23 protein-coding genes, 1 other RNA gene and 1 riboswitch are annotated in these 22,889 nt (G+C 70.9%); of the genes, 14 read left to right on the forward strand and 10 right to left on the reverse strand.

Features of this window, described 5'->3' with window-relative positions; translation table 11 throughout:
- Nucleotide 1 precedes the first annotated feature (1 nt).
- The 3 genes from CQ393_RS12680 to ettA all read right to left on the reverse strand — a co-directional run bounded on the left by CQ393_RS12680 (nucleotide 2) and on the right by ettA (nucleotide 4,410).
- Nucleotides 2–1,000, reverse strand: a complete 999-nt coding sequence (locus tag CQ393_RS12680; protein ID WP_153191921.1) for a DUF4434 domain-containing protein — start codon at nucleotides 998–1,000, stop codon at nucleotides 2–4.
- A 55-nt stretch (nucleotides 1,001–1,055) separates the two neighbouring features.
- Nucleotides 1,056–2,372, reverse strand: a complete 1,317-nt coding sequence (locus CQ393_RS12685) for an NCS2 family permease (RefSeq protein WP_153191922.1) — start codon at nucleotides 2,370–2,372, stop codon at nucleotides 1,056–1,058.
- Nucleotides 2,373–2,745: 373 nt separating this feature from the next.
- Nucleotides 2,746–4,410, reverse strand: coding sequence for an energy-dependent translational throttle protein EttA (ettA, locus tag CQ393_RS12690; protein WP_153191923.1), 1,665 nt, complete (start codon nucleotides 4,408–4,410; stop codon nucleotides 2,746–2,748).
- 216 nt (nucleotides 4,411–4,626) lie between these two features.
- Between ettA and CQ393_RS12695 the strand changes: the two genes are divergently transcribed.
- From CQ393_RS12695 to thiL, 11 genes are all read left to right on the forward strand, one after another.
- Nucleotides 4,627–5,106: an RcnB family protein gene (locus CQ393_RS12695; protein ID WP_153191924.1), complete on the forward strand. Its 480-nt coding sequence runs from the start codon at nucleotides 4,627–4,629 to the stop codon at nucleotides 5,104–5,106.
- A gap of 140 nt (nucleotides 5,107–5,246) precedes the next feature.
- Nucleotides 5,247–6,500, forward strand: coding sequence for a serine hydroxymethyltransferase (gene glyA / locus CQ393_RS12700; protein WP_153191925.1), 1,254 nt, complete (start codon nucleotides 5,247–5,249; stop codon nucleotides 6,498–6,500).
- Nucleotides 6,501–6,593: 93 nt separating this feature from the next.
- Nucleotides 6,594–7,013 carry a four helix bundle protein gene (locus tag CQ393_RS12705; protein WP_153191926.1) on the forward strand — a complete coding sequence of 140 codons (420 nt, stop codon included), beginning with the start codon at nucleotides 6,594–6,596 and terminating at the stop codon, nucleotides 7,011–7,013.
- On the forward strand, nucleotides 7,013–7,537 hold the full coding sequence (gene nrdR, locus CQ393_RS12710; RefSeq protein ID WP_153191927.1) for a transcriptional regulator NrdR: 525 nt from the start codon (nucleotides 7,013–7,015) through the stop codon (nucleotides 7,535–7,537). The genes CQ393_RS12705 and nrdR overlap by 1 nt, the downstream gene beginning before the upstream one ends.
- 41 nt (nucleotides 7,538–7,578) lie before the next feature.
- Nucleotides 7,579–8,010 (forward strand): GNAT family N-acetyltransferase, encoded by a 432-nt coding sequence (locus tag CQ393_RS12715; RefSeq protein WP_343199962.1) that lies wholly within the window; start codon nucleotides 7,579–7,581, stop codon nucleotides 8,008–8,010.
- 34 nt (nucleotides 8,011–8,044) lie between these two features.
- The gene (gene ribD, locus CQ393_RS12720; RefSeq protein ID WP_153191928.1) at nucleotides 8,045–9,139 is read left to right on the forward strand and encodes a bifunctional diaminohydroxyphosphoribosylaminopyrimidine deaminase/5-amino-6-(5-phosphoribosylamino)uracil reductase RibD; all 1,095 of its coding nucleotides are present in this window, start codon (nucleotides 8,045–8,047) and stop codon (nucleotides 9,137–9,139) included.
- Nucleotides 9,140–9,370: 231 nt separating this feature from the next.
- Nucleotides 9,371–9,602, forward strand: a riboswitch (FMN riboswitch).
- A 135-nt stretch (nucleotides 9,603–9,737) separates the two neighbouring features.
- Entirely contained in the window at nucleotides 9,738–10,340 is a 603-nt protein-coding gene (locus CQ393_RS12725; protein WP_153191929.1) for a riboflavin synthase, read from the forward strand.
- Nucleotides 10,337–11,437: a 3,4-dihydroxy-2-butanone-4-phosphate synthase gene (gene ribB / locus CQ393_RS12730; protein ID WP_153191930.1), complete on the forward strand. Its 1,101-nt coding sequence runs from the start codon at nucleotides 10,337–10,339 to the stop codon at nucleotides 11,435–11,437. The genes CQ393_RS12725 and ribB overlap by 4 nt, the downstream gene beginning before the upstream one ends.
- Nucleotides 11,438–11,609: 172 nt before the next feature.
- Nucleotides 11,610–12,077 (forward strand): 6,7-dimethyl-8-ribityllumazine synthase, encoded by a 468-nt coding sequence (ribH, locus tag CQ393_RS12735; protein ID WP_153191931.1) that lies wholly within the window; start codon nucleotides 11,610–11,612, stop codon nucleotides 12,075–12,077.
- Nucleotides 12,074–12,553, forward strand: a complete 480-nt coding sequence (nusB, locus tag CQ393_RS12740; RefSeq protein WP_153191932.1) for a transcription antitermination factor NusB — start codon at nucleotides 12,074–12,076, stop codon at nucleotides 12,551–12,553. The genes ribH and nusB overlap by 4 nt, the downstream gene beginning before the upstream one ends.
- Nucleotides 12,554–12,650: 97 nt before the next feature.
- Entirely contained in the window at nucleotides 12,651–13,625 is a 975-nt protein-coding gene (gene thiL / locus CQ393_RS12745; protein WP_153191933.1) for a thiamine-phosphate kinase, read from the forward strand.
- A gap of 37 nt (nucleotides 13,626–13,662) precedes the next feature.
- On the opposite strand, the gene CQ393_RS12750 is transcribed toward thiL, so the two are convergent.
- The 5 genes from CQ393_RS12750 to CQ393_RS12770 all read right to left on the reverse strand — a co-directional run bounded on the left by CQ393_RS12750 (nucleotide 13,663) and on the right by CQ393_RS12770 (nucleotide 18,219).
- Nucleotides 13,663–14,040 (reverse strand): nuclear transport factor 2 family protein, encoded by a 378-nt coding sequence (locus tag CQ393_RS12750; RefSeq protein WP_153191934.1) that lies wholly within the window; start codon nucleotides 14,038–14,040, stop codon nucleotides 13,663–13,665.
- Nucleotides 14,041–14,209: 169 nt separating this feature from the next.
- On the reverse strand, nucleotides 14,210–15,589 hold the full coding sequence (locus tag CQ393_RS12755; protein WP_153191935.1) for an FAD-linked oxidase C-terminal domain-containing protein: 1,380 nt from the start codon (nucleotides 15,587–15,589) through the stop codon (nucleotides 14,210–14,212).
- Complete coding sequence (locus CQ393_RS12760; RefSeq protein ID WP_153191936.1) at nucleotides 15,586–16,128, reverse strand: metal-dependent hydrolase; 543 nt, start codon at nucleotides 16,126–16,128, stop codon at nucleotides 15,586–15,588. The genes CQ393_RS12755 and CQ393_RS12760 overlap by 4 nt, the downstream gene beginning before the upstream one ends.
- Nucleotides 16,128–16,502, reverse strand: coding sequence for a YraN family protein (locus tag CQ393_RS12765; protein WP_153191937.1), 375 nt, complete (start codon nucleotides 16,500–16,502; stop codon nucleotides 16,128–16,130). Before CQ393_RS12765 ends, CQ393_RS12760 begins: the two co-directional genes overlap by 1 nt.
- Nucleotides 16,492–18,219, reverse strand: a complete 1,728-nt coding sequence (locus CQ393_RS12770; RefSeq protein WP_153191938.1) for a penicillin-binding protein activator — start codon at nucleotides 18,217–18,219, stop codon at nucleotides 16,492–16,494. The genes CQ393_RS12765 and CQ393_RS12770 overlap by 11 nt, the downstream gene beginning before the upstream one ends.
- Before the next feature lie 81 nt (nucleotides 18,220–18,300).
- On the opposite strand from CQ393_RS12770, the gene rsmI reads away from it, so the two are divergent.
- Together rsmI and rnpB are read left to right on the forward strand one after the other, a co-directional pair.
- Nucleotides 18,301–19,125 (forward strand): 16S rRNA (cytidine(1402)-2'-O)-methyltransferase, encoded by an 825-nt coding sequence (gene rsmI, locus CQ393_RS12775; protein WP_153191939.1) that lies wholly within the window; start codon nucleotides 18,301–18,303, stop codon nucleotides 19,123–19,125.
- 248 nt (nucleotides 19,126–19,373) lie between these two features.
- An RNA gene (gene rnpB / locus CQ393_RS12780) (RNase P RNA component class A) lies at nucleotides 19,374–19,805 on the forward strand.
- 224 nt (nucleotides 19,806–20,029) lie between these two features.
- Here rnpB and tet read toward each other — a convergent pair.
- Entirely contained in the window at nucleotides 20,030–21,268 is a 1,239-nt protein-coding gene (gene tet, locus CQ393_RS12785; protein ID WP_153191940.1) for a Tet(A)/Tet(B)/Tet(C) family tetracycline efflux MFS transporter, read from the reverse strand.
- Nucleotides 21,269–21,352: 84 nt separating this feature from the next.
- Nucleotides 21,353–22,111, reverse strand: coding sequence for an NRDE family protein (locus CQ393_RS12790; RefSeq protein WP_153191941.1), 759 nt, complete (start codon nucleotides 22,109–22,111; stop codon nucleotides 21,353–21,355).
- A gap of 329 nt (nucleotides 22,112–22,440) precedes the next feature.
- Here CQ393_RS12790 and mraZ point away from each other — a divergent pair, with 329 nt between their 5' ends.
- Nucleotides 22,441–22,887, forward strand: a complete 447-nt coding sequence (mraZ, locus tag CQ393_RS12795; protein ID WP_343199959.1) for a division/cell wall cluster transcriptional repressor MraZ — start codon at nucleotides 22,441–22,443, stop codon at nucleotides 22,885–22,887.
- Nucleotides 22,888–22,889 lie beyond the last annotated feature (2 nt).

Genomic DNA, 22,889 nt, shown 5'->3' on the forward strand with positions numbered 1-22,889 from the left:
GCTACAGGCCCCAGCGCCGCCGCAGCGCTTCGGCCTGCGGCGTGTCCTGCGACAGCCACGGGTCCACGGCATAGACCAGCACGTTGTCCGCGCCGCTGCCGCGGGCCCACTGCAGCTGCTGGCGGATGCGCGCGAAGTCCGCGCTCTCGCCTTCGAAGCGGCTGCCATCCGGCGCCGAGCCGGGCAGTTCGCGGAACAGTTCGACGATGGCATCGAAGGACGTGCCCCGGCGCGCGAACACCTGCAACAGCGGCTGCAGCTGCCGCAGGTTGTCCAGGCCGGCGACGCCGACCCCGTCCTGCACCATCGGCCGCAGCGGCACCTGCGCCAGCAGTGTTTCCCACAGCGCTGCCAGATCGCCCTGGGTGGGCAGGCGGCTGAAGTAGGTGGACACCGCGCAGTCGCCGCCCTGCGCGGCGGCGGCCTGCTGCAGGCCGTGCAGCCAGCGCGCCAGCCATTGCTGCCGCGTGGGGTCGGCCCAGTGGTACTGCTCCAGTTCGTAGGGCAGGTACCAGCCGCCGAAGGCCGGCGATCGCGGCCACGGAGCCGATGCCAGCCATTGGCGCGCGCGTTCGAGGCTGTCGGCGAAGAATGCCTGCAGCGTCGCATCGTCGCCGCCCATCGCCCGCCACCAGCGCTGCTCGAACGGCAGGCCGACGCGCACGCGCACGCCCGCGTCGCCGGCGGCGTCGAACAGCATGCGCAGGCTGGTTTCAGGCAGCTCCCAGTCGCCATCGTCGCCGCCGAGGATTCCGCTCCATTGCAGCACCAGTTGCCGGCACCCCAGCCTGCGCGCCAGCTGCACGCTGCGTTGCCAGTCGGCCGGGGACCACTGCAGGTGGCTGCGCCATGGCTGCAGGAAGCTGCCGTCCACCCGTTCCGGCGGCGAGCAGCCGGGCAGGCTGGCGATGGCCGCCGCCGCAGGCAGCAGGAGCGCGGCGCGCAGCATCCTGCGGCGGCAGGGGGAAAGCAGGTCTGGATCGTCGCGGTTCGATGGCATGGCGGCCATCATCCCAGAGTCGGCGGCTGGCGGGAGCATGCACGGACCTGCGCGCTCACTCCAGCGCAAAGCGCAGCACGAACAGCCCGGCCACCAGCCACAGCGCCGGCCGCGCCTCGCGCCAGCGACCGGTGCCGGCCTTGAGCGCGGCGTAGGCGATGAAGCCGAACGCCAGGCCGTTGGCGATGGAGTAGGTGAAGGGCATCGCCAGCGCGCACAACGCGGCGGGCACCGATTCGGTCAGGTCGCCCCATTCCACGTTGACCAGCTCGCGCAGCATCAGCCCGGCCACGAACAGCAGCGCCGGCGCGGTGGCGTAGGCCGGCACCATCGCCGCCAGCGGCGAGAACAGCAGCGCGGCCAGGAACAGCGCGGCCACCACCAGCGCGGTCAGCCCGGTGCGGCCGCCGACCTGCACGCCCGAGGCGCTTTCGGCGAACGCGGTGGTGGAACTGGTGCCCAGCAGCGAGCCGGCGACAATGGCGCTGCTGTCGGCCAGCAGCGCGCGGCCGAAGCGCTTCCTGCCATCGGCCAGGTCCAGCAGGCCGGCGCGGCCGACCACGCCGTACAGCGTGCCGGTGGCGTCGAACACTTCCACCAGCACGAACACCAGCACCACCTGCAGCAGCACGGCCAGCGGCGCGCCGCCGTCGTGGTGCAGCAGGCCGGGCAGGTCCAGTTGCAGGAAGGTAGGCGCCAGGCTCGGCGGCAGCGACACCAGGCCCTGGTACTGCACGTCGCCCACCAGCCAGCCGGCGGCGGTGACGGCGAGGATGCCGATCAGGATGGCGCCGCGCACGCGCCGCGCCTCCAGCACCGCGATCAGCAGGAAGCCGGCCAGCGCCAGCAGCGGTGGCACCGTGTTCAGCGGCCCCAGCGCCAGCATCGTGTCCTCGTTGGCGACGATCACGTTCGACTTCTGCAACGCGATGATCGCCAGGAACAGGCCGATGCCGGCGACGATGGCCGAGCGCAGCGACGCCGGGATGCCGGCCACCAGCCAGGCACGGATGCCGCTCAGCGACAGCGCCAGGAACACCATGCCGGAAATGAACACCGCCGCCAGCGCCTGCTGCCACGGCAGCCCGGCCGAACCGACCACGGTGAAGGCGAAGAACGCGTTCAGGCCCATGCCCGGCGCCATGCCGACCGGGAAGTTCGCCGCCAGCGCCATCACCGCCGAACCGATCGCCGCGGCCAGGCAGGTGGCCACGAACACCGCACCCGGGTCCATGCCGGTGGTGCCGAGGATGTCGGGGTTGACGAAGACGATGTAGGACATCGTCAGGAAGGTGGTCAGCCCGGCCAGCACCTCGGTGCGGACGTTGCTGCCGTGCTGGCGGAGCTTGAACAGGCGGTCGAGGAAGGGCATGGGGGCGATTCGGGAGGTGGCGGAAGGAGTCCTTCTCTCCGGGAGACGACTGGCAGGATCGCCAGTGCGCAGGGCGACGTCGCCCGAAAGGAGGGCACGGGGAGCTGTCGGATGCAGGCGCCCCGAAGGAGCAGGCGAGGGCACCACGTGGATAGTGCAGCCGATGCAATGACGAACGCGTCGCCTCGCGCCGGCACGGTCGAACCATGGCAAAGCGGAGCTGCGCCTATCCGCCGCCCGGGTGCATGGCGGGAAACGACCCGCTCCTGCGGGGCCGCTCTCCGCGATCCTTCCCTCAAGGGGCGGAAGGTCTTCAACGGAGAGGCAGCTTGAAAAGCAGACGGCCGCATCGCTGCGGCCGTCCGGGTGCTGCTTACTTCAGCGCCTTGAAGCGCAGGCGCTTGGGACCGGCGTCGTCGCCGAGGCGACGCTTCTTGTCCTCCTCGTACTCGCGGTAGTTGCCCTGGAAGAACTCCACGTGCGAGTCGCCCTCGAAGGCGATGATGTGCGTGGCGATGCGGTCCAGGAACCAGCGGTCGTGCGAGATGACGAAGGTGTTGCCCGGGAACTCCAGCAGCGCATCTTCCAGCGCGCGCAGGGTCTCGATGTCCAGGTCGTTGGACGGTTCGTCGAGCAGCAGCACGTTGCCGCCCTGCAGCAGGGTCTTGGCCATGTGCAGGCGGCCGCGCTCACCGCCGGACAGCGAACCAACCATCTTCTGCTGGTCCTGGCCCTTGAAGTTGAAGCGGCCGATGTAGGCGCGCGACTGGATCTCGATGCCGTTGATGTTGAGGATGTCCAGGCCGCCCGCGATTTCCTGGAACACGTTGTGGTTGCCGGTCAGCGCATCGCGGCTCTGGTCCACATAGGACAGCTTGACGGTCGGGCCGACCACGATCTCGCCCGAATCGGGCTTCTCCTGGCCGGTGATCATCTTGAACAGGGTCGACTTGCCGGCGCCGTTCGGGCCGATGATGCCGACGATGGCGCCCGGCGGGATGATCATCGACAGGTTGTCGATCAGCAGGCGGTCGCCGAACTTCTTGGAGACGTTCCTGAACTCCATCACCGAGTTGCCCAGGCGCTCGCCCGGCGGGATGAAGATCTCGTTGGTCTCGTTGCGCTTCTGGTAATCGACCGACTGCAGCTCTTCCAGGCGGGCCAGGCGGGCCTTGCCCTTGGTGCGGCCACCCTTGGCATTCTGCCGCGACCACTCCAGTTCCTTCTGGATCGCCTTCTGGCGGGCCTTCTCCTGGTTGTCTTCCTGCTTCAGGCGCTCGTCCTTCTGCATCAGCCATTCGGTGTAGTTGCCCTTCCACGGAATGCCGCGGCCGCGGTCCAGTTCCAGGATCCACTCGGCGGCGTTGTCCAGGAAGTAGCGGTCATGGGTGACGGCCACCACGGTGCCGGTGTAGCGCGCCAGGAACTGCTCCAGCCATTCCACCGACTCGGCGTCCAGGTGGTTGGTCGGTTCGTCGAGCAGCAGCATGTCCGGCTTCTGCAGCAGCAGGCGGCACAGTGCGACGCGGCGCTTTTCGCCACCGGACAGCTTGCCGATCACCGCGTCCCACGGCGGCAGGCGCAGCGCGTCGGCGGCCACGTCCAGCTGGTTCTCCAGCGTGTGCGCATCGCCGGCGGCCAGGATCGCTTCCAGCCGCTCCTGTTCCTTCGCCAGTGCGTCGAAGTCGGCGCCTTCCTCGGCATAGGCGGCGTAGACGGCTTCCAGCGCGGCCTGCGCCTGCAGCACTTCGCCCACGCCTTCCTCGACCGCTTCGCGCACGGTCTGGGCCGGGTCCAGGCGCGGTTCCTGCTCCAGGTAGCCGACCTTGATGCCGGCCTGCGGGCGGGCCTCGCCCTCGAAATCGGTGTCCACGCCGGCCATGATCTTGAGCACGGTGGACTTGCCGGCGCCGTTCAGGCCCAGCAGGCCGATCTTGGCGCCCGGGAAGAACGACAGCGAGATGTCCTTGATGATCTGCCGCTTGGGCGGGACCACCTTGCTGACGCGGTTCATGGTGTAGATGTATTGCGAGGACATGACGTCTCCGTAGCGCACGCCCGCGCCCGGTCCGCAAGGCGGACGAGCCCGAGGCAAAAGGGAATGGGCGATTATAGCGGGAACCCGCCGCGCTCCGGCGGCCGCGGCGCGGCTGGCCGGTCGATGAATGGCGCCGGCGGTAACCGTTTCCAGCCGGAAACCGTTCAGATCGCGTGAGCATGATGGAAAGCGTCCATCAACACCGCGAGGGCCACCATGAAGATGCACCGACTTGCAGTCGCCGCGATGACCACCCTGCTGGCCTTCGGCGCCATCGCCCCGGCCTTGGCCGCCGGCGACCGCGACCATGACCGCGGCCGCCACGGCTGGGACGACCGCGGCCGCGGGCCCGGCCCCGGCCATGATCGCCACGACCGTCGCGACTGGCGCAATGACCGGCGCGACGACCGCCGCCACTACAGCGCCGGTTACCGCGAGGGCTACCGCGACGCGCGCCACACCGACCGCCGCTACTACGCCCCGCCGCCGCGCGTGGTCTACCGCCCGTACGGTTTCGAGCGCGGTTACCGCTACAGCAACTACTACGGCGGCCCGGTCTACGTGGTCAGCGACTACGGCCGCTACCACCTGCGCCGTCCGCCGCACGGCCACCGCTGGATCCGCGACGACCGCGGCAACCTGCTGATGGTGGCCATCGCCACCGGCATCATCGCCGACATCGTGTTCAACCGCTGAGCCGGCTGCGGTTCGGAAAGACGGGGCGCCCACCGGGCGCCCTTGACTTTTTCCGGGCGTGGCACGGGACGGCCGGGGTGGGGCGGTGAAGGAAGCGTTACAATCGGCCCTTCCCCCCGCCCACCCTCCCAGGAGCCGAGATGTTCCCGCGCGACGCCCGTATCGAGTCCTACGACCCCGAGTTGGCCCAGGCCATTGCTGCCGAGTGCCAGCGCCAGGAAGACCATGTCGAGCTGATCGCCAGCGAGAACTACGCCAGCCCGCGCGTGATGGAGGCCCAGGGCAGCCAGCTGACCAACAAGTACGCCGAAGGCTATCCGGGCAAGCGCTACTACGGCGGCTGCGAATACGTGGACGTGGCCGAGAAGCTGGCCATCGACCGCCTCAAGCAGCTGTTCGGCGCCGACTACGCCAACGTGCAGCCGCACAGCGGCTCGCAGGCCAACCAGGCCGTCTACTTCGCGCTGTTGCAGCCGGGCGACACCATCCTCGGCATGTCGCTGGCGCATGGCGGCCACCTGACCCACGGCGCCAAGGTCAATGCCTCGGGCAAGATCTTCAACGCCGTCCAGTACGGCGTGGACGAGCAGGGCCTGATCGATTACGACGAAGTCGAGCGCCTGGCGCTGGAACACAAGCCGAAGATGGTCGTGGCCGGTTTCTCCGCCTATTCGCAGATCGTGGACTGGGCGCGTTTCCGCGCCATCGCCGACAAGGTCGGCGCCTACCTGTTCGTGGACATGGCGCACGTGGCCGGCCTGGTCGCCGCCGGCGTGTACCCCAACCCGATCGAGCACGCCCATGTGGTCACCTCGACCACCCACAAGACCCTGCGCGGCCCGCGCGGCGGCATCATCATCGCCAAGGGCGCCGGCGAGGAGATCGAGAAGAAGCTGCAGTCGATCGTGTTCCCGGGCATCCAGGGCGGTCCGCTGATGCACGTCATCGCCGCCAAGGCGGTGGCCTTCAAGGAAGCGCTGGAGCCGGAATTCAAGGCCTACCAGCAGCAGGTGGTGAAGAACGCGCAGGCGATGGCCGACACGCTGATCGCGCGCGGCTACAAGATCGTTTCCGGCGGTACCCAGAACCACCTGATGCTGGTGGACATGATCGGCAAGGACGTGTCCGGCAAGGAAGCGGAAGCCGCGCTGGGCAAGGCGCACATCACCGTGAACAAGAACTCGGTGCCGAACGACCCGCGCTCGCCGTTCGTGACCTCGGGTCTGCGCCTGGGCACCCCGGCCATCACCACCCGCGGCTACCGGGAGCCGGACTGCGTGGCGCTGGCCAACTGGATCGCCGACGTGCTGGACAACCCGAACGACGACAACGTCATCGCCGGCGTGCGCGAGAACGTCACCCTGCAGTGCAGGCAGTTCCCGGTTTACGGCTGAAGAGCCGGGGACGGGGGAAGAGCCGGGGACGGGGGAAGTGGGAACAGGGAATGACAGGCCGTTGCGGCCTGTCGATGGCGACAGGGAGTTGTCATGGCGGCGGATTTCCGTGAATTGAGGGTCTGGGAAGAAGCGATGGTGATGGTCGAGAAGGTCTACGAGCTTGCCTCCGCATTCCCGGTCGAGGAGCGATTCGGTCTGGGCAGCCAGATCAAGCGTGCGGCCATCTCTGTTCCTTCCTGCATTGCCGAAGGCAATGCGAGGTATTCCACCCGTGATTACCTGCGTTTCCTCTCGATGGCCTCCGGTTCGCTGGCGGAGGTGTTGACCCAGGTGCTGCTGGCCGCGCGGCTGGGCTTCGTGCGCCAGATTGCGGTCGACGCGTTCCTGGCGCAGCATCGGGCCGTCTCCCTGCAGTTGCAGGCATTGAGGAAGTCGCTGCAACGCAGGAATGCACGTAGCGCGGGGGACTTGCATTCCCCGTTCCCCGTTCCCTTCTCCCCGCTCCGCTGATGCACTGTCCCTTCTGCCAGCACACCGACACCCGCGTGATCGATTCGCGCGTTTCCGAGGATGGGGCGACCATCCGCCGCCGGCGCGGCTGCGAGGCCTGCGGCGAGCGCTTTTCCACGCTGGAGACCATCGAGCTCAAGCTGCCGGTCATCGTCAAGAGCGATGGCGGGCGCGAGGCGTTCGACGCGCGCAAGCTGCGGGTCGGCTTCGACCGCGCGCTGCAGAAGCGGCCGGTGGCCGAGGAGCGGATCGAGGCGGCGGTGCGCGCGGTGGTGCACCAGCTGCGCATGAGCGGCGAGCGCGAGGTGCCGTCGATCCGCGTCGGCCAGTTCGTGATGGACGAACTGCGCAAGCTCGATCACGTCGCCTACGTGCGTTTCGCCTCGGTCTACCGCAGCTTCGAGGACGTGGCCGATTTCCGCGACGAGATCGAGAAGCTGGAGCGCGACCACCCGGCCGGCGACGGCCAGCTGTCGCTGCTCGACGCCGCTGCCGCGCGCCGCGAGCGCAAGGCGCCGCGCTGACGCCGCCGCGCATCGTCGGCCTGCAGGCGCGGCCGGCATGGATTCCCGCGGTGGCGCGGGCGCATGTGCAGGCGTTCGGCGCGCTGCTGCCGGAGTGGACCGTCGATCAGGCCGAAACCGAGCTGCGCGTGCAGCGGGACGATGCCATTCCCTGTACATGGCTGGCGGAGGACGACGCGGGCTGGCTGGGATCGGTCAGCCTGCTGCACGACGACCACGAGCAGATCCGCGGCTGGTCGCCGTGGCTGGCCTCGCTGTACGTATGCCCGGAAGGCCGCGGCCACGGCGTGGGCGCGCGCCTGGCCGGGCATTGCGTGGCGCATGCCGCGCGGCTGGGCGTGCGGCGCCTGTATCTTTACTGTGAAGCGGCGATGGTGCCGTGGTACCGCGCGCTGGGCTGGGAAGAGCACGTCCGGCTGCAGCTTGGGCCGCTGGCCGTCACCGTGATGCGGATCGATCCGCCGCTGTCCTGAGGGGCCTGCGGCACCCGTCTTCCACGAGGTACCCATGCAGGATTTCACCGCTACCGACCACCAGATGATGGCGCGCGCGCTGCGCCTGGCCGAACGCGGGGCATGGACCACGCGGCCCAATCCGATGGTCGGCTGCGTCGTCGCCCACGGCGGCGAGGTCGTCGGCGAAGGTTTCCACCAGCGCGCTGGCGGCCCGCATGCGGAAGTGTTCGCGCTGCGCCAAGCGGGGTCGCGCGCGCGCGGCGCCACCGCCTACGTCACCCTGGAGCCGTGCGCGCATTACGGGCGCACGCCGCCCTGCGCGCTGGCGCTGGTCGAGGCCGGCGTGGCGCGGGTGGTGGCGGCGATGGGCGATCCGTTCCCCGATGTCGACGGCGGCGGTTTCGCGCTGCTGCGGCAGGCCGGTATCGAGGTGGCGGTGGGGCTGATGGCGGACAGGGCGCGCGAACTCAACCTCGGCTTCCTGTCGCGGGTCGAGCGCGGCCGGCCGTTCGTGCGGGTCAAGCTCGCCGCCAGCCTGGACGGGCGCACGGCGATGGCCAGCGGCGAATCGAAATGGATCACCGGGGCGGCCGCACGCGCCGACGTGCAGCGCTGGCGTGCGCGCGCCGGCGCGATCCTGACCGGCGCGGCGACGGTACTGGCCGACGACCCGGCGCTGACCGCGCGCCCGGAGGCTGGCGACTTCCTGCCGCCGCTGCGGGTGGTGCTCGACGCGCGGCTGCGCACGCTGGCCTGCGCGCGGGTGCGCGAAGGCGATGCGCCCACGCTGTACCTGCACGATCCGGCGCTGGCGCCGCCGGCGCTGGAAGGAACGCAGTTCGCCTCCGCGCCGCTGCACGCCGATGGCCGCTTCGACCTGGCGGCGGTGATGGCGCTGCTGGGCGGGCGCGGCATCAACGAGGTCCACGTCGAGGCCGGGCCGACCCTGTGCGGGGCGCTGCTGCGCGCCGGGCTGGCCGACGAACTGCTGCTGTACATGGCGCCGCTGCTGATGGGCGAGGGCGCCCGCCCGCTGCTGGCCGGGCTGGGCATCGGCACGATGGCGCAGGCGCGGCCGCTGGAGGTGCATGACCTGCGCAGCGTCGGCAAGGACCTGCGCCTGCGCCTGCGGCCAGGCTCTCCGTAGGTCGGGCCATGCCCCGACGCTTCGCGCGTGGCGCCGAGGCAGGGCCCCGCATCCCCGTAGGAGCGCACCTTGGTGCGCGAGGGGTTTCACCTGGAAGGCCCCATCGCGCACCAAGGTGCGCTCCTACGAGCGAGGGGCGCGAGCCACTGCTGCAACACTGTCATCCATCCGCCAGACAGGTCGGCCGGGGACGGGCTGGTACAATGCGCCGGCCGGTTCGCCGGCAACCACGAACGTCTTCAGGGCGGGGTGTAATTCCCCACCGGCGGTAGGTGCGCGGCTTTCTTCGGGAGCTTGCACGAGCCCGCGAGCGCCGAGGCCGGCACGCGAGTCCGCTCGCGGGAATGCGCAGCATGCGGGTTCCACCGGCCGAGGGTCAGCAGATCCGGTCCGATGCCGGAGCCGACGGTTGGCGATGCCGCGAACGCGGTGCCGCCTAGAGTCCGGATGAAAGAAGACGGCCAGCGCGCGGCCACGCCGTGCGTGCGCCTGTTTGCCTTGTGGCGTTTTTCGCTCTCCAACCGCGGGAAACGTTCATGAAAACCCCCTGCATCATCCTTCCGGTCTCCCGGCCCCTCTCCACCACGGAGGTGCGCTGATGTTCACCGGCATCATCGAAGGCGTCGGCCGCCTGGCCGCGCATGAGCCCGTCGGCGGCGATGTCCGCTTTACCTTCGAGGTCGGCAGCCTGCCGTTCGACAACGTGCAGCTGGGCGAGAGCATCGCGGTCAACGGCGTGTGCCTGACCGTGATCGCGTTCGACGCCAGCTCGTTCCAGGCCGACGCCTCGACCGAAACCCTGGGCCTGACCACGCTCGGCCAGCTCGCCGCGGGCGCGACGATCAACCTCGAGCGCGCCATGCGCCCGACCGACCGTCTCGGCGGCCATCTGGTCAGCGGCCATGTCGACGGCATCGGCCAGGTGCTGTCGATCGTTGATGACGCCCGCGCGCAGCGCTGGCGCTTCGCCGCGCCGGCGCCGCTGCTCAAGTACATAGCCAAGAAGGGCTCGATCTGCGTCGACGGCGTCAGCCTCACCGTCAACGAGGCCGACGACGCCGGCTTCGAGGTGGCGCTGATCCCGCACACCGTCGCCCATACCCGTTTCGCCCACACCGGCGTCGGCGACGCCGTCAATCTGGAAATCGACCTGGTGGCGCGCTATGTCGAGCGCCTGCTGGGCCAGGGAGCCACCGCATGAACTTCGCCCCCGTCCCCGAACTGCTGGAAGAGATCCGCGCCGGCCGCATGGTCGTCATCGTCGACGACGAGGACCGCGAGAACGAAGGCGACCTGATCATGGCCGCCGAGCTGGTCAAGCCGTCGGACATCAACTTCATGGTCACCCACGGCCGCGGCCTGGTGTGCCTGCCGCTGACCCGCACGCGCGCGGCCGACCTCGGCCTGGCGCCGATGGTGCAGGCCAATACCGCGCAGTTCCAGACCAACTTCACGGTCAGCATCGAGGCCGCCGAGGGCGTCACCACCGGCATCTCCGCGCACGACCGCGCCCATACCATCCGTACCGCGGTCAAGCCGAACGCCAGGCCGTCGGACCTGCACCAGCCGGGCCACATCTTCCCGCTGATCGCCCAGCCCGGCGGCGTGCTGACCCGCGCCGGCCATACCGAGGCCGGCGTGGACCTGGCCATGCTGGCCGGGCTGGAACCGGCCGGCGTGCTGGTGGAGATCCTCAACCCCGACGGCAGCATGGCGCGCCGCCCGGAGCTGGAAGTGTTCGCGCGCGAGCATGGGCTGAAGATGGGCTCCATCGCCGACCTGATCGCCTGGCGGCTGGCCACCGAGCACACCGTCGAGCGGGTGGACGAGCGCGAGATCGACACCGAGTTCGGTGCGTTCCGGCTGGTCACCTACCGCGACCGCATCGCCAACGACCTGCATTTCGCGCTGGTCCGCGGCACCCCGGACAGGGACACCCCGACGCTGGTGCGGGTGCAGGTGGAAAACCCGCTGGCCGACCTGCTGCACTGGCGCCGCGACGACTTCGGCGTGGCCGCCACCGACGCCCTGCGCGCCATCGCCGCCGAAGGCCAGGGCGTGATGGTGGTGCTCTCGGCTCCGCGCGATTCCGATGCGCTGCTGGCGCGCCTGCGCCGCGAGCCGGAACTGCGCCCGGCCGGCAAGGACAAGGACGTGGGCCAGTGGCGCCGCAACGGCGCCGGCGCGCAGATCCTGGCCGACCTGGGCCTGGGCCGGCTGCGCGTGCTCGGCACCCCGCGCCGCCAGGTCGGCCTGGCCGGCTACGGCCTGGAGATCGTCGAGACCGTCCAGCCCTGACGACCCGCCGTAGGAGCGGCTTCAGCCGCGATGGAGCTTTCCCGAAAACCCACACCCCGCGCCACCACAGGCACGGGGACGTGGCCGCGAAGGCCCCGTCGCGGCTGAAGCCGCTCCTACGGGATGGCGACCTACACGGTAAACTGACCCACCTTTTGCATCGCTACGCCCCATGAGCCACTACGAAGGCGACCTCCGCCCGGCCGGATCGGCCCGTTTCGTCATCATCGCCAGCCGCTGGAACGCCCGCATCACCGACGTGCTGGTGGCCGGCGCGCGGCAGAGCCTGGCCGGCAACGGCATCGGCGAGGACGCCGTCGACGTGGTGCGCGTGCCCGGCGCCTGGGAGATCCCGCTGGTCGCCACCCGCCTGGCCGCCGCCGGCCGGCACGCGGCCATCATCACCCTGGGCTGCGTGATCCGCGGCGACACCCGCCACTACGAGCACGTGGCCGACCGCTGCGCCGAAGGCCTGATGCGCGCGCAGCTGGATTTCGGCGTGCCGGTGCTCAACGGCGTGCTCGCGGTCGAGCGCGTGGAGGATGCCGAGGCCCGCGCCGGCGGCAGCCACGGCAACAAGGGCGAGGAAGCCGCGCTGGCGGCATTGGAAATGGTCAATCTTCTGGAGCAGCTGCCATGAGCAACAAGAACCACGGCAAGCCTGCCGGCAAGCCCTTCCGCCGCGACGGCGTCGACCCGGTGCTGCGCTCGCGCGCGCGCCGCCGCGCGCTGCAGGCGATCTACGCCTGGCAGATCTCCGGTGGGAACGCCGAGTCGCTGCTGGCCCAGTTCGCCCATGAGCAGGCGCACGAAGTGGCCGACCTGGCGTATTTCGAGGACCTGCTGCGCGGCGTGCTCGACCACCGCCGCGAACTGGACGAGGCGCTGGTGCCGTTCCTCGACCGTCCGGTCGAGGAAGTCGACGCGATCGAGCGCGCGGTGCTGCGCGTGGCCGCCTACGAACTGCGCCACCGCGTGGACGTGCCGTACCGCGTGGTGATCAACGAGGCCATCGAGACCGCCAAGCGGTTCGGCTCCGAGCATGGCCACACCTACGTCAACGGCGTGCTGGACCGCGCCGCCGTGGAATGGCGCAAGGTCGAATCGGGCCAGTGATGCCGCCGCCGGCGCGCGACCGCGCCGGCCGCTTCCGCCACGACGCCGGGGCCGGCAGCATCGGCACCGGCGTTTTTCGTTCCTGGAATGCCTGTCCATGAGCCTTGACGAGTTCGCATTGATCGACCGCATCGCGCGCCGCACCCATGCGCGGGCCGACATCGCGCTGGGCATCGGCGACGACGCGGCCCTGCTGCGGCCCGCCCTGGACCAGCAGCTGGCGGTCACCGCCGACACGCTCAACGCCGGCGTGCATTTCCCCGCCGAGAGCGCGCCGGCCGACATCGGCTGGAAGGCGCTGGCGGTCAATCTTTCCGACCTGGCGGCGATGGGCGCCGCGCCGGCGTGGTGCACGCTGTCGCTGTCCCTGCCGCAGGCCGAGGCCGGCTGGCTGGAGGCGTTCGCCGACGGGCTGTTCGCGCTGGCCGACGCCAGCGGCATCGCCGTGGTCGGCGGCGACACCACGCGCGGGCCGCTGTCGATCTCGATCACCGCGATGGGACAGGTGCCGGCCGGAAAGGCGCTGCGTCGCGATGGCGCGCAGGTGGGCGACGACATCTGGGTCAGCGGCCATCCCGGTGAAGCCGCCGGCGCACTGCGGTTCTGGCAGCAGGGCCGGCTGGACGTGCGCACCGTGGTGGCCGACGCCGATCACGAGCGACTGCGCCAGCGCCTGCAGCGGCCGACGCCGCGGCTGCAGCTGGGGCTGGCCCTGCGCGGACTGGCGCACGCGGCGGCCGATGTGTCCGACGGCCTGCTGGCCGACCTCGGCCACATCGCCACGCGCAGCGGCGTGGCGGCGGTGGTGCAGGCCGACGCCGTGCCGTTGTCGCCTGCGCTGCGCGCCGCGCTCGGCGTCGATGCCGCCTTGGACTGCGCGCTGCGCGGCGGCGACGACTACGAGCTGTGCTTCACCGCTCCGCCGGAGCAGCGCGGGGCGCTGGGTGCGTTGTCATCCAGCCTCGCGCTGCCGTTGACGCGCATCGGCACGATCGCCAGGGGCAGCGGCGTCCGCTGCGAGGGCGATGCCGGCGGCGAGCGCGCCGGCGGCTATCGCCACTTCGCGGAGTAGGGCGGTCGTCGTGCTTCGGCGCGCGCGGCCGTGCCGGTCAGCGCGCGCCGGTGGGGTTGGACGCGTCGACCGGATAGGTGCCATGGCCCTCGATCACCCGGTCGCCTGAAAAGCGCAGCACCTCGCTCACCCGCACGCCTTTCTGGTTGCTGTAGGCGATGACGAGGGTATCGATGCCGGCGAACACCGCCTCGACGTGGAAATGCAGGTCGGGGATGCGCGCCAGTCCCGCGCTCCAGTAGGCGCGGATGGCGGCCTTGCCGCGCAGCACGCCGCCGGTTTCCGGCAGGAGCTGGCGGGCGAAGGGCGAAGCGAACACCGCGTCGTCGTGGAAATGCGCGAGCACCGCCTCCACGTCGTGCGCGTTCCACGCCGCGGCCCAGCGCGCGGCGAACTGCGAGGGGTCGATGTCCATGGTCCTTGCTCGTCTCGTTGCGGGATCGGCCTTGTTCGGCAGTTGCGCAGGTCGGGGGGCTCCGACACCCGCTGATGCAGAAGCTGCGCGCCGGCAGGCGTAGCCCGGATCTGCCGCGGCCGGGAACAATCGCGGGCAGGTTCGCTGCTGCGGCGTCACCGGCACGTCGTCACCCGGGCGGCAGCACCTTGCCCGGATTGAGGATGCCGTCCGGGTCCAGCGCCTGCTTGATCGCGCGCATCGCCGCCAGCGTGGCGGGGGTGAAGGCCTGCGCCATGAAGTCGCGCTTGGCCAGGCCGATGCCGTGCTCGCCGGACAGCGTGCCGCCCAGCGCGAGCGTCAGTGCGAACACTTCCGGCAACGCGGCATGCGCGCGCGCGTTCTCGCCGGCGTCGTCGGGGTGGTAGAGGATGTTGACGTGCAGGTTGCCGTTGCCGGCATGGCCGAAGGTGACGATGGGCAGCGCGAAGCGCGCCGACAGCGCCTGCACGCCGGCCACCAGGTCGGGAATGCGCGAGACCGGCACCACCACGTCCTCATTGATCTTGCCCGGCGCGATGCTCTTCAGCGCCGGCGACAAGGCGCGCCGCGCCGCCCACAGCTGCTCGCGCGCGCTGCCGTCCATCGCCACGTCCAGCGCCAGCAGGCCGTCGCCCTCGGCGGCCTGGGCCAGCGCATGCAGCACGTTGGGCAGAGTGTCGTCGTCGCCATCGGCGTCGATCAGCAGCATCGCCCCGGCTTCGGGCACCTGCGCGCCATTGCGGCGCAGCAGCTCCAGGCTGCGCGCGTCCATGAATTCCAGCGTGGTCGGCGTGGCCGGCTGCGTCATCACCCGCGACACCGCGGCCGCGGCGCTCTCCGCGTCGCGGTACAGCACGCGCAGCCCGGCCTGCGCGCGCGGGCGCGGCGCGAGTTTCAACGTGGCCTCGACGATCAGCGCCAGCGTGCCCTCGCTGCCGACGATCAGGTGGGTGAGGTCGTAGCCGGTGGCGTCCTTGGTCCATGGGCCGCCGCATTCGATGATCTCGCCGGCGCCGGTCACCGCCACCAGCCCGAGCACGTTGTCGCGGGTGGTGCCGTACTTCACCGCGCGCGGGCCGCCGGCGTTGGTGGCCAGGTTGCCGCCGATGCTGCAGATCTCGAAGCTGGACGGGTCCGGCGGCCAGAACAGGCCGTGCGGCTGCAGCGCCTGCTGCAGGTCGCCGTTGAGCACGCCCGGTTCGACCACCGCGCAGCGGTCGCCGGGGCGCAGCGCGAGGATGCGGTCCATGCGCGCGAACGACAGCACGATGCCGCCGGCGGTGGGCACCGCCGCGCCGGTGGTGCCGGTGCCGGCGCCGCGCCCGACCAGCGCCACCCCATGCGCGCGGCACGCCCGCACGATGGCCTGCACCTGCCCGCGGTTTTCCGGCAGTGCCACGCCCAGCGGCAACGCGTGCCGCCAGGAGTTGTCCTGCGCGTGCGCGGCCAATGCGGCGGCGTCGGTGCGCCAGTGCGTGCCCAGCAGGTCGGAAAGCGTCTGGTCGAAAGCGGCGGGCAGGGACGTCATGGGATGCGGGAACCGGCAGGGGAACGGTATTGGATCAGGCGCCAGCCCAGCACAGCCAGCGCCAGCGGCAGCCACACCCAGCGCAGCTCGGACAGCACGGTCTGCAGGCCGCGCACGCTGAAGAAGGCGTTGGCGAAGGGCGAAACGCGGATCGGCCGCCACGGCGCGAACAGGCGCGCGTCGCTCCACGGCCACCACAGCGCCACGCCGAGGCCGCCGGAGGTAAGGGCGTCGAGCAGCGGATGCGAGAGCGCGCAGGCGAAGACGAAGGCCAGCGCCTGCAGTCTTCCCGCGTGCAGCGGCCGGTGCAGCAGCAGGGCCAGTACCGCCAGCAGGCCGGCGAACAGCAGCGAATGGCTGGCGCCGCGATGGCCGAAGGCATCGGCGTAGGGAACATGCAGGGCGAAGGCCAGCACGTCGGCGTCGGGCAGCATCGCGGCGGCGACGCCGGCGCCGAGCAGGCGCGCGGAGACGCGCCCGCGTTCGCTGGCGCACCACAGCGCCAGCGGGACGGCGGCGTGGGTGAAGACGCTGGGCATCAGCAGTCGTCGGCGCGGAAGGCGTCGCGCAGCCAGCGCAGCCGCGGCGGTTCGCCGCTGGCCTCGACCACGTCGAAACGGCAGGGCGCCTGCGCCTGGGCGGGATGGGCGGAAAGATAGAGCTGCGCGGCCAGCAGCAGGCGGCGGCGCTTGCCGGCATCGACCGAGGCGGCGCCGCCGCCGAACGCGCCGCTGCGGCGGTAGCGCACTTCCACGAAGACGACGCTGCCGGCGGCCGGGTCGAACATCACCAGGTCGAGTTCGCCGCCGCGGTAGCGCACGTTGCCGGCGAGCCAGCGCAGGCCGGCGTCTTCCAGGTGGCGGCGCGCGGCGGCTTCCACCGCCGCGCCGCGTGCGGCCTTGTCAGCGGCCATCACCGATCGGCACCGGCTGGCCACCGCTGAAGGTGGACCACGCCGGCGTGCGCAGCACGTTGCCGAAGCCGTCCAGGTGCAGGGTGCCGGTGGCGCCGGCCAGGCCGCCCTGGGCGCTGTTGGCCAGCTTTTCCAGGTAGGCGGTGATCTTCCAGGCGTCGAAGCCGAAGGCGAACAGGCGTGCGGCCGCGCCGCGCGCGGTCGGCAGGGTCGCGGACAGTTCGCTGGCCGCCGGCAGGCCCGGCGCGCCGCGCACGGTCCAGGCCTCGCTCGGGAAGGCGATGCCGTCCAGCGCCATGTCCTCGTCGGCCTTGCCGGTGCCCGACACCAGCTGCGAGGTGCCCACGCGCGTGGCGCCGCCCATGCCCGCCAGCGCCAGCTGCGGCGCCAGCACGCGCGCCTGCGACCCCTTGACCGCCAGGAACACCGCATCGACCGGGCCGGCCTGGCGCAGGCGTGCGCTCACGTCGCCCGGCGCGTCGGCGACGCCGAGGCTGGCGGCGACCTTGCCGCCGCGTTCGGCGAAACGCTCGCGGAAGGCGGCGGTGGCGCGGCGGCCGTTGTCGTCGTTGCTGCCGATCACCAGCACGTTGCCGCGCTCGCGCGCCAGCAGGTATTCGGCGGCCATGATGCCGTCGTCTTCCGGCGCCAGCGAAAAGCCGGCGCTGCCGGCCGGCGGGGTGTCCTTGCCACGGTTGAGCGCCAGCAGCGGCACCTGCAGCTGCTGGCGGCCGAACAGGGCGTCGACCTCGTCACGGCCGAGCGGCCCGACCACGAAATCGGCACCGCCGGCCACGGCCTTGTCGTAGGCGGCGATGGCGCCGGCCGGGGTGCCGCGGGTATCGATGAAATCGACCTGCGGGCGGCGGCGGTATTCGGCGTAGTAGCCGGCGAGCAGGCCGTCGCGCACCGGCGCGGCGGCGGTGGCCAGGTTGCCGGACAGGGGCAGCAGCACCGCCATCTTCACCGGCGGCCGGTAACCGTCGGCTTCGGCCGGCGGCCGCTTGCCGGTATCCAGCTGCCAGGCGGCGTCGCGGTCGAACGGACGCGGCAGCGGCAGGCCGCGGCCGATCAGGGCGCGGCCTGCGTGGTTGTAGAGCGGGTCGCCGGCCGGCAGCGCGGCGCTGCGGCTGGCGAGGGTGGCGTCGTCCAGCCCGGCCAGCAGCCGGGTGATGGCGCGCTGGTTGTCGCTGCGGGCGCTGCCGGCCAGCAGCACGCCGGCGCGGGCGCGGGCGCCCGCCGCGGCGAAGGCGTCGCCGCCGGCTTCCAGCGCCTGGCCGCGGGCCAGGTGCCAGCGCGCCTGCTGGGCGGCGGGCAGCAGGTCCGGCTGCAGCGTGCCCAGGGCCTGCAGCACGGCGGCCGGCTGTTTGTCGGCCAGCGCCAGTTCCGCGGCCAGCAGCGCATGGCGCTGGCGGCTGGCGCCGGCGAGCTGGCGCACCTGCACCTGCGGCAGCAGCATGCGCGCGCGCGCATCGTCGCCGGCCTCGTGCCAGGCGAAGGCGGCATCGGCCAGCAACTGTGACTTGGCCGCGCCGCGCGCCAGCGCGGCTTCGGCTTCCAGCTGCTGCGCGGCTTCGCGCGGCTTGCCCTGCTCGAGCAGGGCGATGGCGGCCTGCTGTCCGGGCGAGGCGGTCGGCGCCACGCCGGTGGTGGCGCAGCCGGCGAACAGCAGGAACGACAGGGACAGGACGGTGATCCGTGCGGCAGGCTTGTTCATTCGGGATCCGTTCAACGGCATGCGGCGGCGCCGGGTGGGGGACACGGTAGGATTCTAACCTTGCCCATGGAAAAGCCGATGATGCCCGCTGCCCCCGCCACCCTGTACGTCGTCGCCACGCCGATCGGCAACCTGGCCGACCTGAGCCCGCGCGCGCAGGAGGTGCTGCGCTCGGTGGCGGCGATCTGCGCCGAGGACACGCGCCACACCGGGCAGCTGCTGTCGCATTTCGGCATCGGCAAGCCGCTGGTGGCGCTGCACGACCACAACGAGGAGGCGATGGCGCAGCGCGTGGTGGCGCGGCTGCTGGGCGGCGAGTCGATGGCGGTGGTGAGCGATGCCGGCACGCCGCTGGTCAGCGACCCCGGCTTCCGGCTGGTGCGCGCCGCGCGCGCGGCGGGGGTGAAGGTGAGCCCGGTGCCGGGCGCCTGCGCGGCGATCGCCGCGCTGAGCGTGGCCGGCCTGCCCAGCGACCGTTTCGTATTCGAGGGCTTCCTGCCGGCCAAGGGCGCGGCGCGGCGCGAGCGCCTGCAGCGACTGGCCGGCGAGACCGGCACGCTGGTGTTCTACGAATCCTCGCACCGCATTGTCGAATCGCTGGCCGACATGGCCGCCGCCTTCGGCGACGAACGCCCGGCGGTGGTCGCGCGCGAACTGACCAAGCTGTTCGAGACCGTGCTCGACGGAACGCTGGCGCAGCTGCGCGCGGCGGTCGAGGCCGACGACAACCAGCGCAAGGGCGAGTTCGTGGTGATGGTGCAGGGCGCCGGCGACGACGGGGAGGCGAAGATCGCCGAGGGCCGCCGCCTGTACGCCAGGCTCAATGAACACCTGCCGCCCTCGACCGCCGCCAAGCTGGCGGCCGAACTGAGCGGCGCGCCGCGCAAGGCGCTGTACGGCGGTTGAGGCCAGGCCGCGAAACATGGGGGGCAACTCAGGTGAAGAGCCCCTTCTATCTATTAAAGGCGCGCGGCGACAGCCGCAGGGGGGAGGGCGGCCTGCCTGCGCGGCATTGCCGCGCAGCGCAACCGAACGCCCGGCGTTGCTGCGCCGGGCCGGGGAGGGCGAGGCAGAAGCCGGAGCCTGAAGTTCGCGCAGCAAACTTTGGGACCAGTACCCGCAAGGCGGGCGCTACCCCGTACAATGCGCGCGGCGGAGTCGGCCGGACAGTCGCGTCGTTCCTTCGGGAACGACGAGGAAAGTCCGGGCTCCACAGGGCAAGGTGCCAGGTAACGCCTGGGCGGCGCGAGCCGACGGAAAGTGCAACAGAAAGATACCGCCTAAGTTCCTCGTCACCCCATTGCGGCCCATGGATGGCCGCTGGCGATGCGAAGCATCGCCCAAGTCTTCTGGACAGGCCGCAATGGGGTGGCGAGGGACCGGTAAGGGTGAAATGGTGCGGTAAGAGCGCACCGCGAGTCCGGCAACGGACCGGCACGGCAAACCCCACCTGGAGCAAGACCAAATAGGGACCTAATGGCGTGGCCCGCGTCGGGTCCGGGTAGGTTGCTCGAGCGCCACGGCGACGTGGCGCCTAGAAGAATGACTGTCCACGACAGAACCCGGCTTACAGGCCGGCTCCGCCGCTTTTCCCGCCTGCTGGGCGGGAAAAGCCCCATTGTTTTGTACCGCTGAGGCGGTACAAAACAATGGGCCCCGGGCCTCTTGCCTTCCACAACCCCGCGCCTGTCGGCGCGCCCCCTTTACTAAAGGGGGCTGTTCTCCAGATGGATGGCTTGGCTCGCTTCGCGTCGCGCTTTGGGATGGGGTGGCGCTGCGCGTGTTTGCCGTAATTCTCAGGCCGTACTTCTCAGGGTGCCTGTTTTTCTGCGTTGTCCTGTGCGGTGCTCGAAACGGCTGATGCGGCTGTCGATGTCTCCTTGCGCCTGCTTCCGGACAGCAGCGGCAGGACCAGCAGATTGGTGGCGGCGCCCACCGCCCAGACCAGGCCGGGCCAAAGGCCTTGGCCTAGGGCATAGAGGGTGGTCACCAGCAACGGGCCGGCGATGCCGATCAGGCTGGTGATGCTGGTCAGCGTTCCCTGCAGTTCGCCTTGCTGGTGGGCGTCGATCCGGCGCGTGAGCATCGACTGCAGGGCCGGGGCGGCCAGGCCGCCGGCGGCGAACAGCGGCAGCAGCAGGAACGGTACCCAGCCGGACAGGGCGATGGACAGCAGCGCCAGTCCCAGCGAATCGCCGGCCAGGCCCAGCAGCAGCGCGCGGCGTTCGCCCAGGCGCGACACCAGCGGGGCGATGGCGAAGGCCTGGGTCAGGGCGTGGCACAGGCCATAGCCGGCCAGCGACAGGCCGCCGATCCACATGCTCCAGCCGAAGCGCTCCTGGCCGTAGAGGATCCACAGCGTTGCCGGCCATTGCCCGACGAGGGTGACGATGGCGTACACCGCCACCAGCGGCAGCAGGCCGGCCTTGCCGTGCAGCCGGTGCAGGGCGGCGAAGGCGTTCAGGCTGACCCTGCGGCGCTCGTCGCGCCGCGCCGGGCGCGATTCGGGAAGCAGGCGCCAGGCCAGCAGCAGGTTGAGGCCATTGAGCAGCGCGGCCAGCATGAATGGCGCGCGCAGTAGCCATTCGCCGAGCAGGCCGCCCAGCACCGGGCCGGCGATGAAGCCGATGCCGATCGCCGCGCCCATCTGCCCGAAACGGGCGGCACGCTGGTCCTCGGGCGTGATGTCGGTGAGGTAGGCCGCGGCCACCGCCATGTTGGCGCCGGTGACGCCGGCCAGCGCGCGGCCCAGGTACAGCCAGGGCAGGGTCGGGGCGAACGCCATCAGCAGGTAGTCCAGCGCCGCGCCCGCGAGCGAGACAAGCAGCACGCGGCGGCGCCCGAGGCGGTCACTCAGCGCGCCCAGCACGGGGGCGCACAGGAACTGCATCAGCGCGTACACCGACAGCAGGGCGCCGTAGTGGAAGCTGTTGGCGGCGCGGTCGCCGGTCAGGCTCTGCAGCAGCCCCGGCAGGATCGGCATGATCAGGCCGAAGCCGATGGTGTCGATCAGCAGGATCGCGAGCAGGACGAACAACGGTTTGCGCATGGCCTGCCCTGGCTTCCCTGTCGGCGGCGGAGAGGGGCGGATTCTTCCACAGACCGGCCCCGTCCTCGACCGGCGCCCTGCGCGTCAGACGTCCACGCGGCTCTGCCCCAGGAAAACGCCCTGCGGGCCGAAACGGCGTTCGGCGATGAAGCCGCGGCCGTCGTGGCCGATCGCCACCAGGGTGCTGGCGCGGGTGCCGTAGTCCTCGCCGCGGATGAAGGCGGCCGACAGATGACGTTCCAGCGGCAGCGCGATGCCGGTTGCCGGCAGGTCGGCGTCGGCCGGTCGCCAATCGTCGGCCAGGGCCGTCCACAGGCCGTCGAGTGGCGGGTCGTCCTGCGCCAGCCAGCCTTCCAGTGCCGCCATCAGCCGCCGCGTCTTCGGCCACGGCGCATCGAGGGCGCCGTTGGACATGCCGTGCACGCCCGGTAGCAGCGCCTGCCGCGCAAGGGGGCGATTGCCCAGGTAATGGCAGCCGTCGGCATCGGCCAGCAGCAGGTTGAACGGCGCGTAGTCGCCGGCAGCGGCGGCCAACCGGTCGATCCGTTCCGCCGCGGAGTGTCCGGCGCCGGCCAGGTAGTCCGCGACCAGGGCGCCGCGCGAAGGGCCGCCGCTGGCGGCGGTGGGGTCGCGCACGTTGGTGACCACCGCGGCGCGTCCCTGGCCGTCGATCCCCATCCAGGTGCCGCCGGACCGCAGGTCGCGGCCGGCGATCACGCCGTCCTGCGGCGCGGACCAGCGGCCCAGCGCGGCGGTGGGGCGGGCGTGGAACTCGTCGCGGTTTCCCGCCATGAACAGGCGCCAGCGGGGGTGGGATTTCCAGGCGAGAGCGACCAGGCACATGCCGCCAGTGTGCCTTTCCGCGCGCCCGTCGGCGATGGACGCCTGAATGGCGGTCGAGCGGGAGCGGCGTTTTCACGCGCCCTCTACACGACTGAATTTCATTGAAATCTCAAAATTTGAGACGAAACAGCAACTTGTGGATAAAGCTTGAACAAGTCTCTAAAGATCGGTGCAAGCCATTGATGTGAATGACGATTTTGCCCGCGAAAAGTTGTTGACAACCCTTCGCCCGCTGCTAAGGTGGTCATCCGAGGGAAAACCGGGTTTTTTGTGGTTTTCCGTGGTTCAATGACCGCCCAGCGACATCAGGCACTGACAGGTAGGACGGCGTGTTTCAAGGCGAGACGGCCATCACGGTTGACGACAAGGGACGCATGGCGGTGCCCACCGCCTATCGCGACCTGGTCGCGCGTGCGAGCGGCAATCGCCTGGTGCTGACCTACAACCCGTTCGAAGCCGGGTGCCTGTGGCTGTACGCCGAGAAGGAATGGGAGCGGGTGCGCGAGGACGTGATGGCCAAGCCCAACACCCAGCGCGTGGTGCGCACCCTGCAGCAGAAACTCGTCGGCTCGGCCGCCCACCTGGAACTGGATGGCAACGGCCGCATCAGCCTGCCGTCCAGCCACCGCAACGCGGTCGGCATCGAGAAGAAGGCGGTGCTGATGGGCATGGGCGACAAGTTCGAACTATGGAGCGAGCAAGCGCATCGCGCACTGATCCAGCAGACGTTGTCTGACGAGGATCTGGGCGATGGGCTGCTCGATCTGAAGTTGTGAGC

This window comes from Stenotrophomonas sp. MYb238, from assembly GCF_009496535.1.
Classification (GTDB): Bacteria; Pseudomonadota; Gammaproteobacteria; order Xanthomonadales; family Xanthomonadaceae; genus Stenotrophomonas.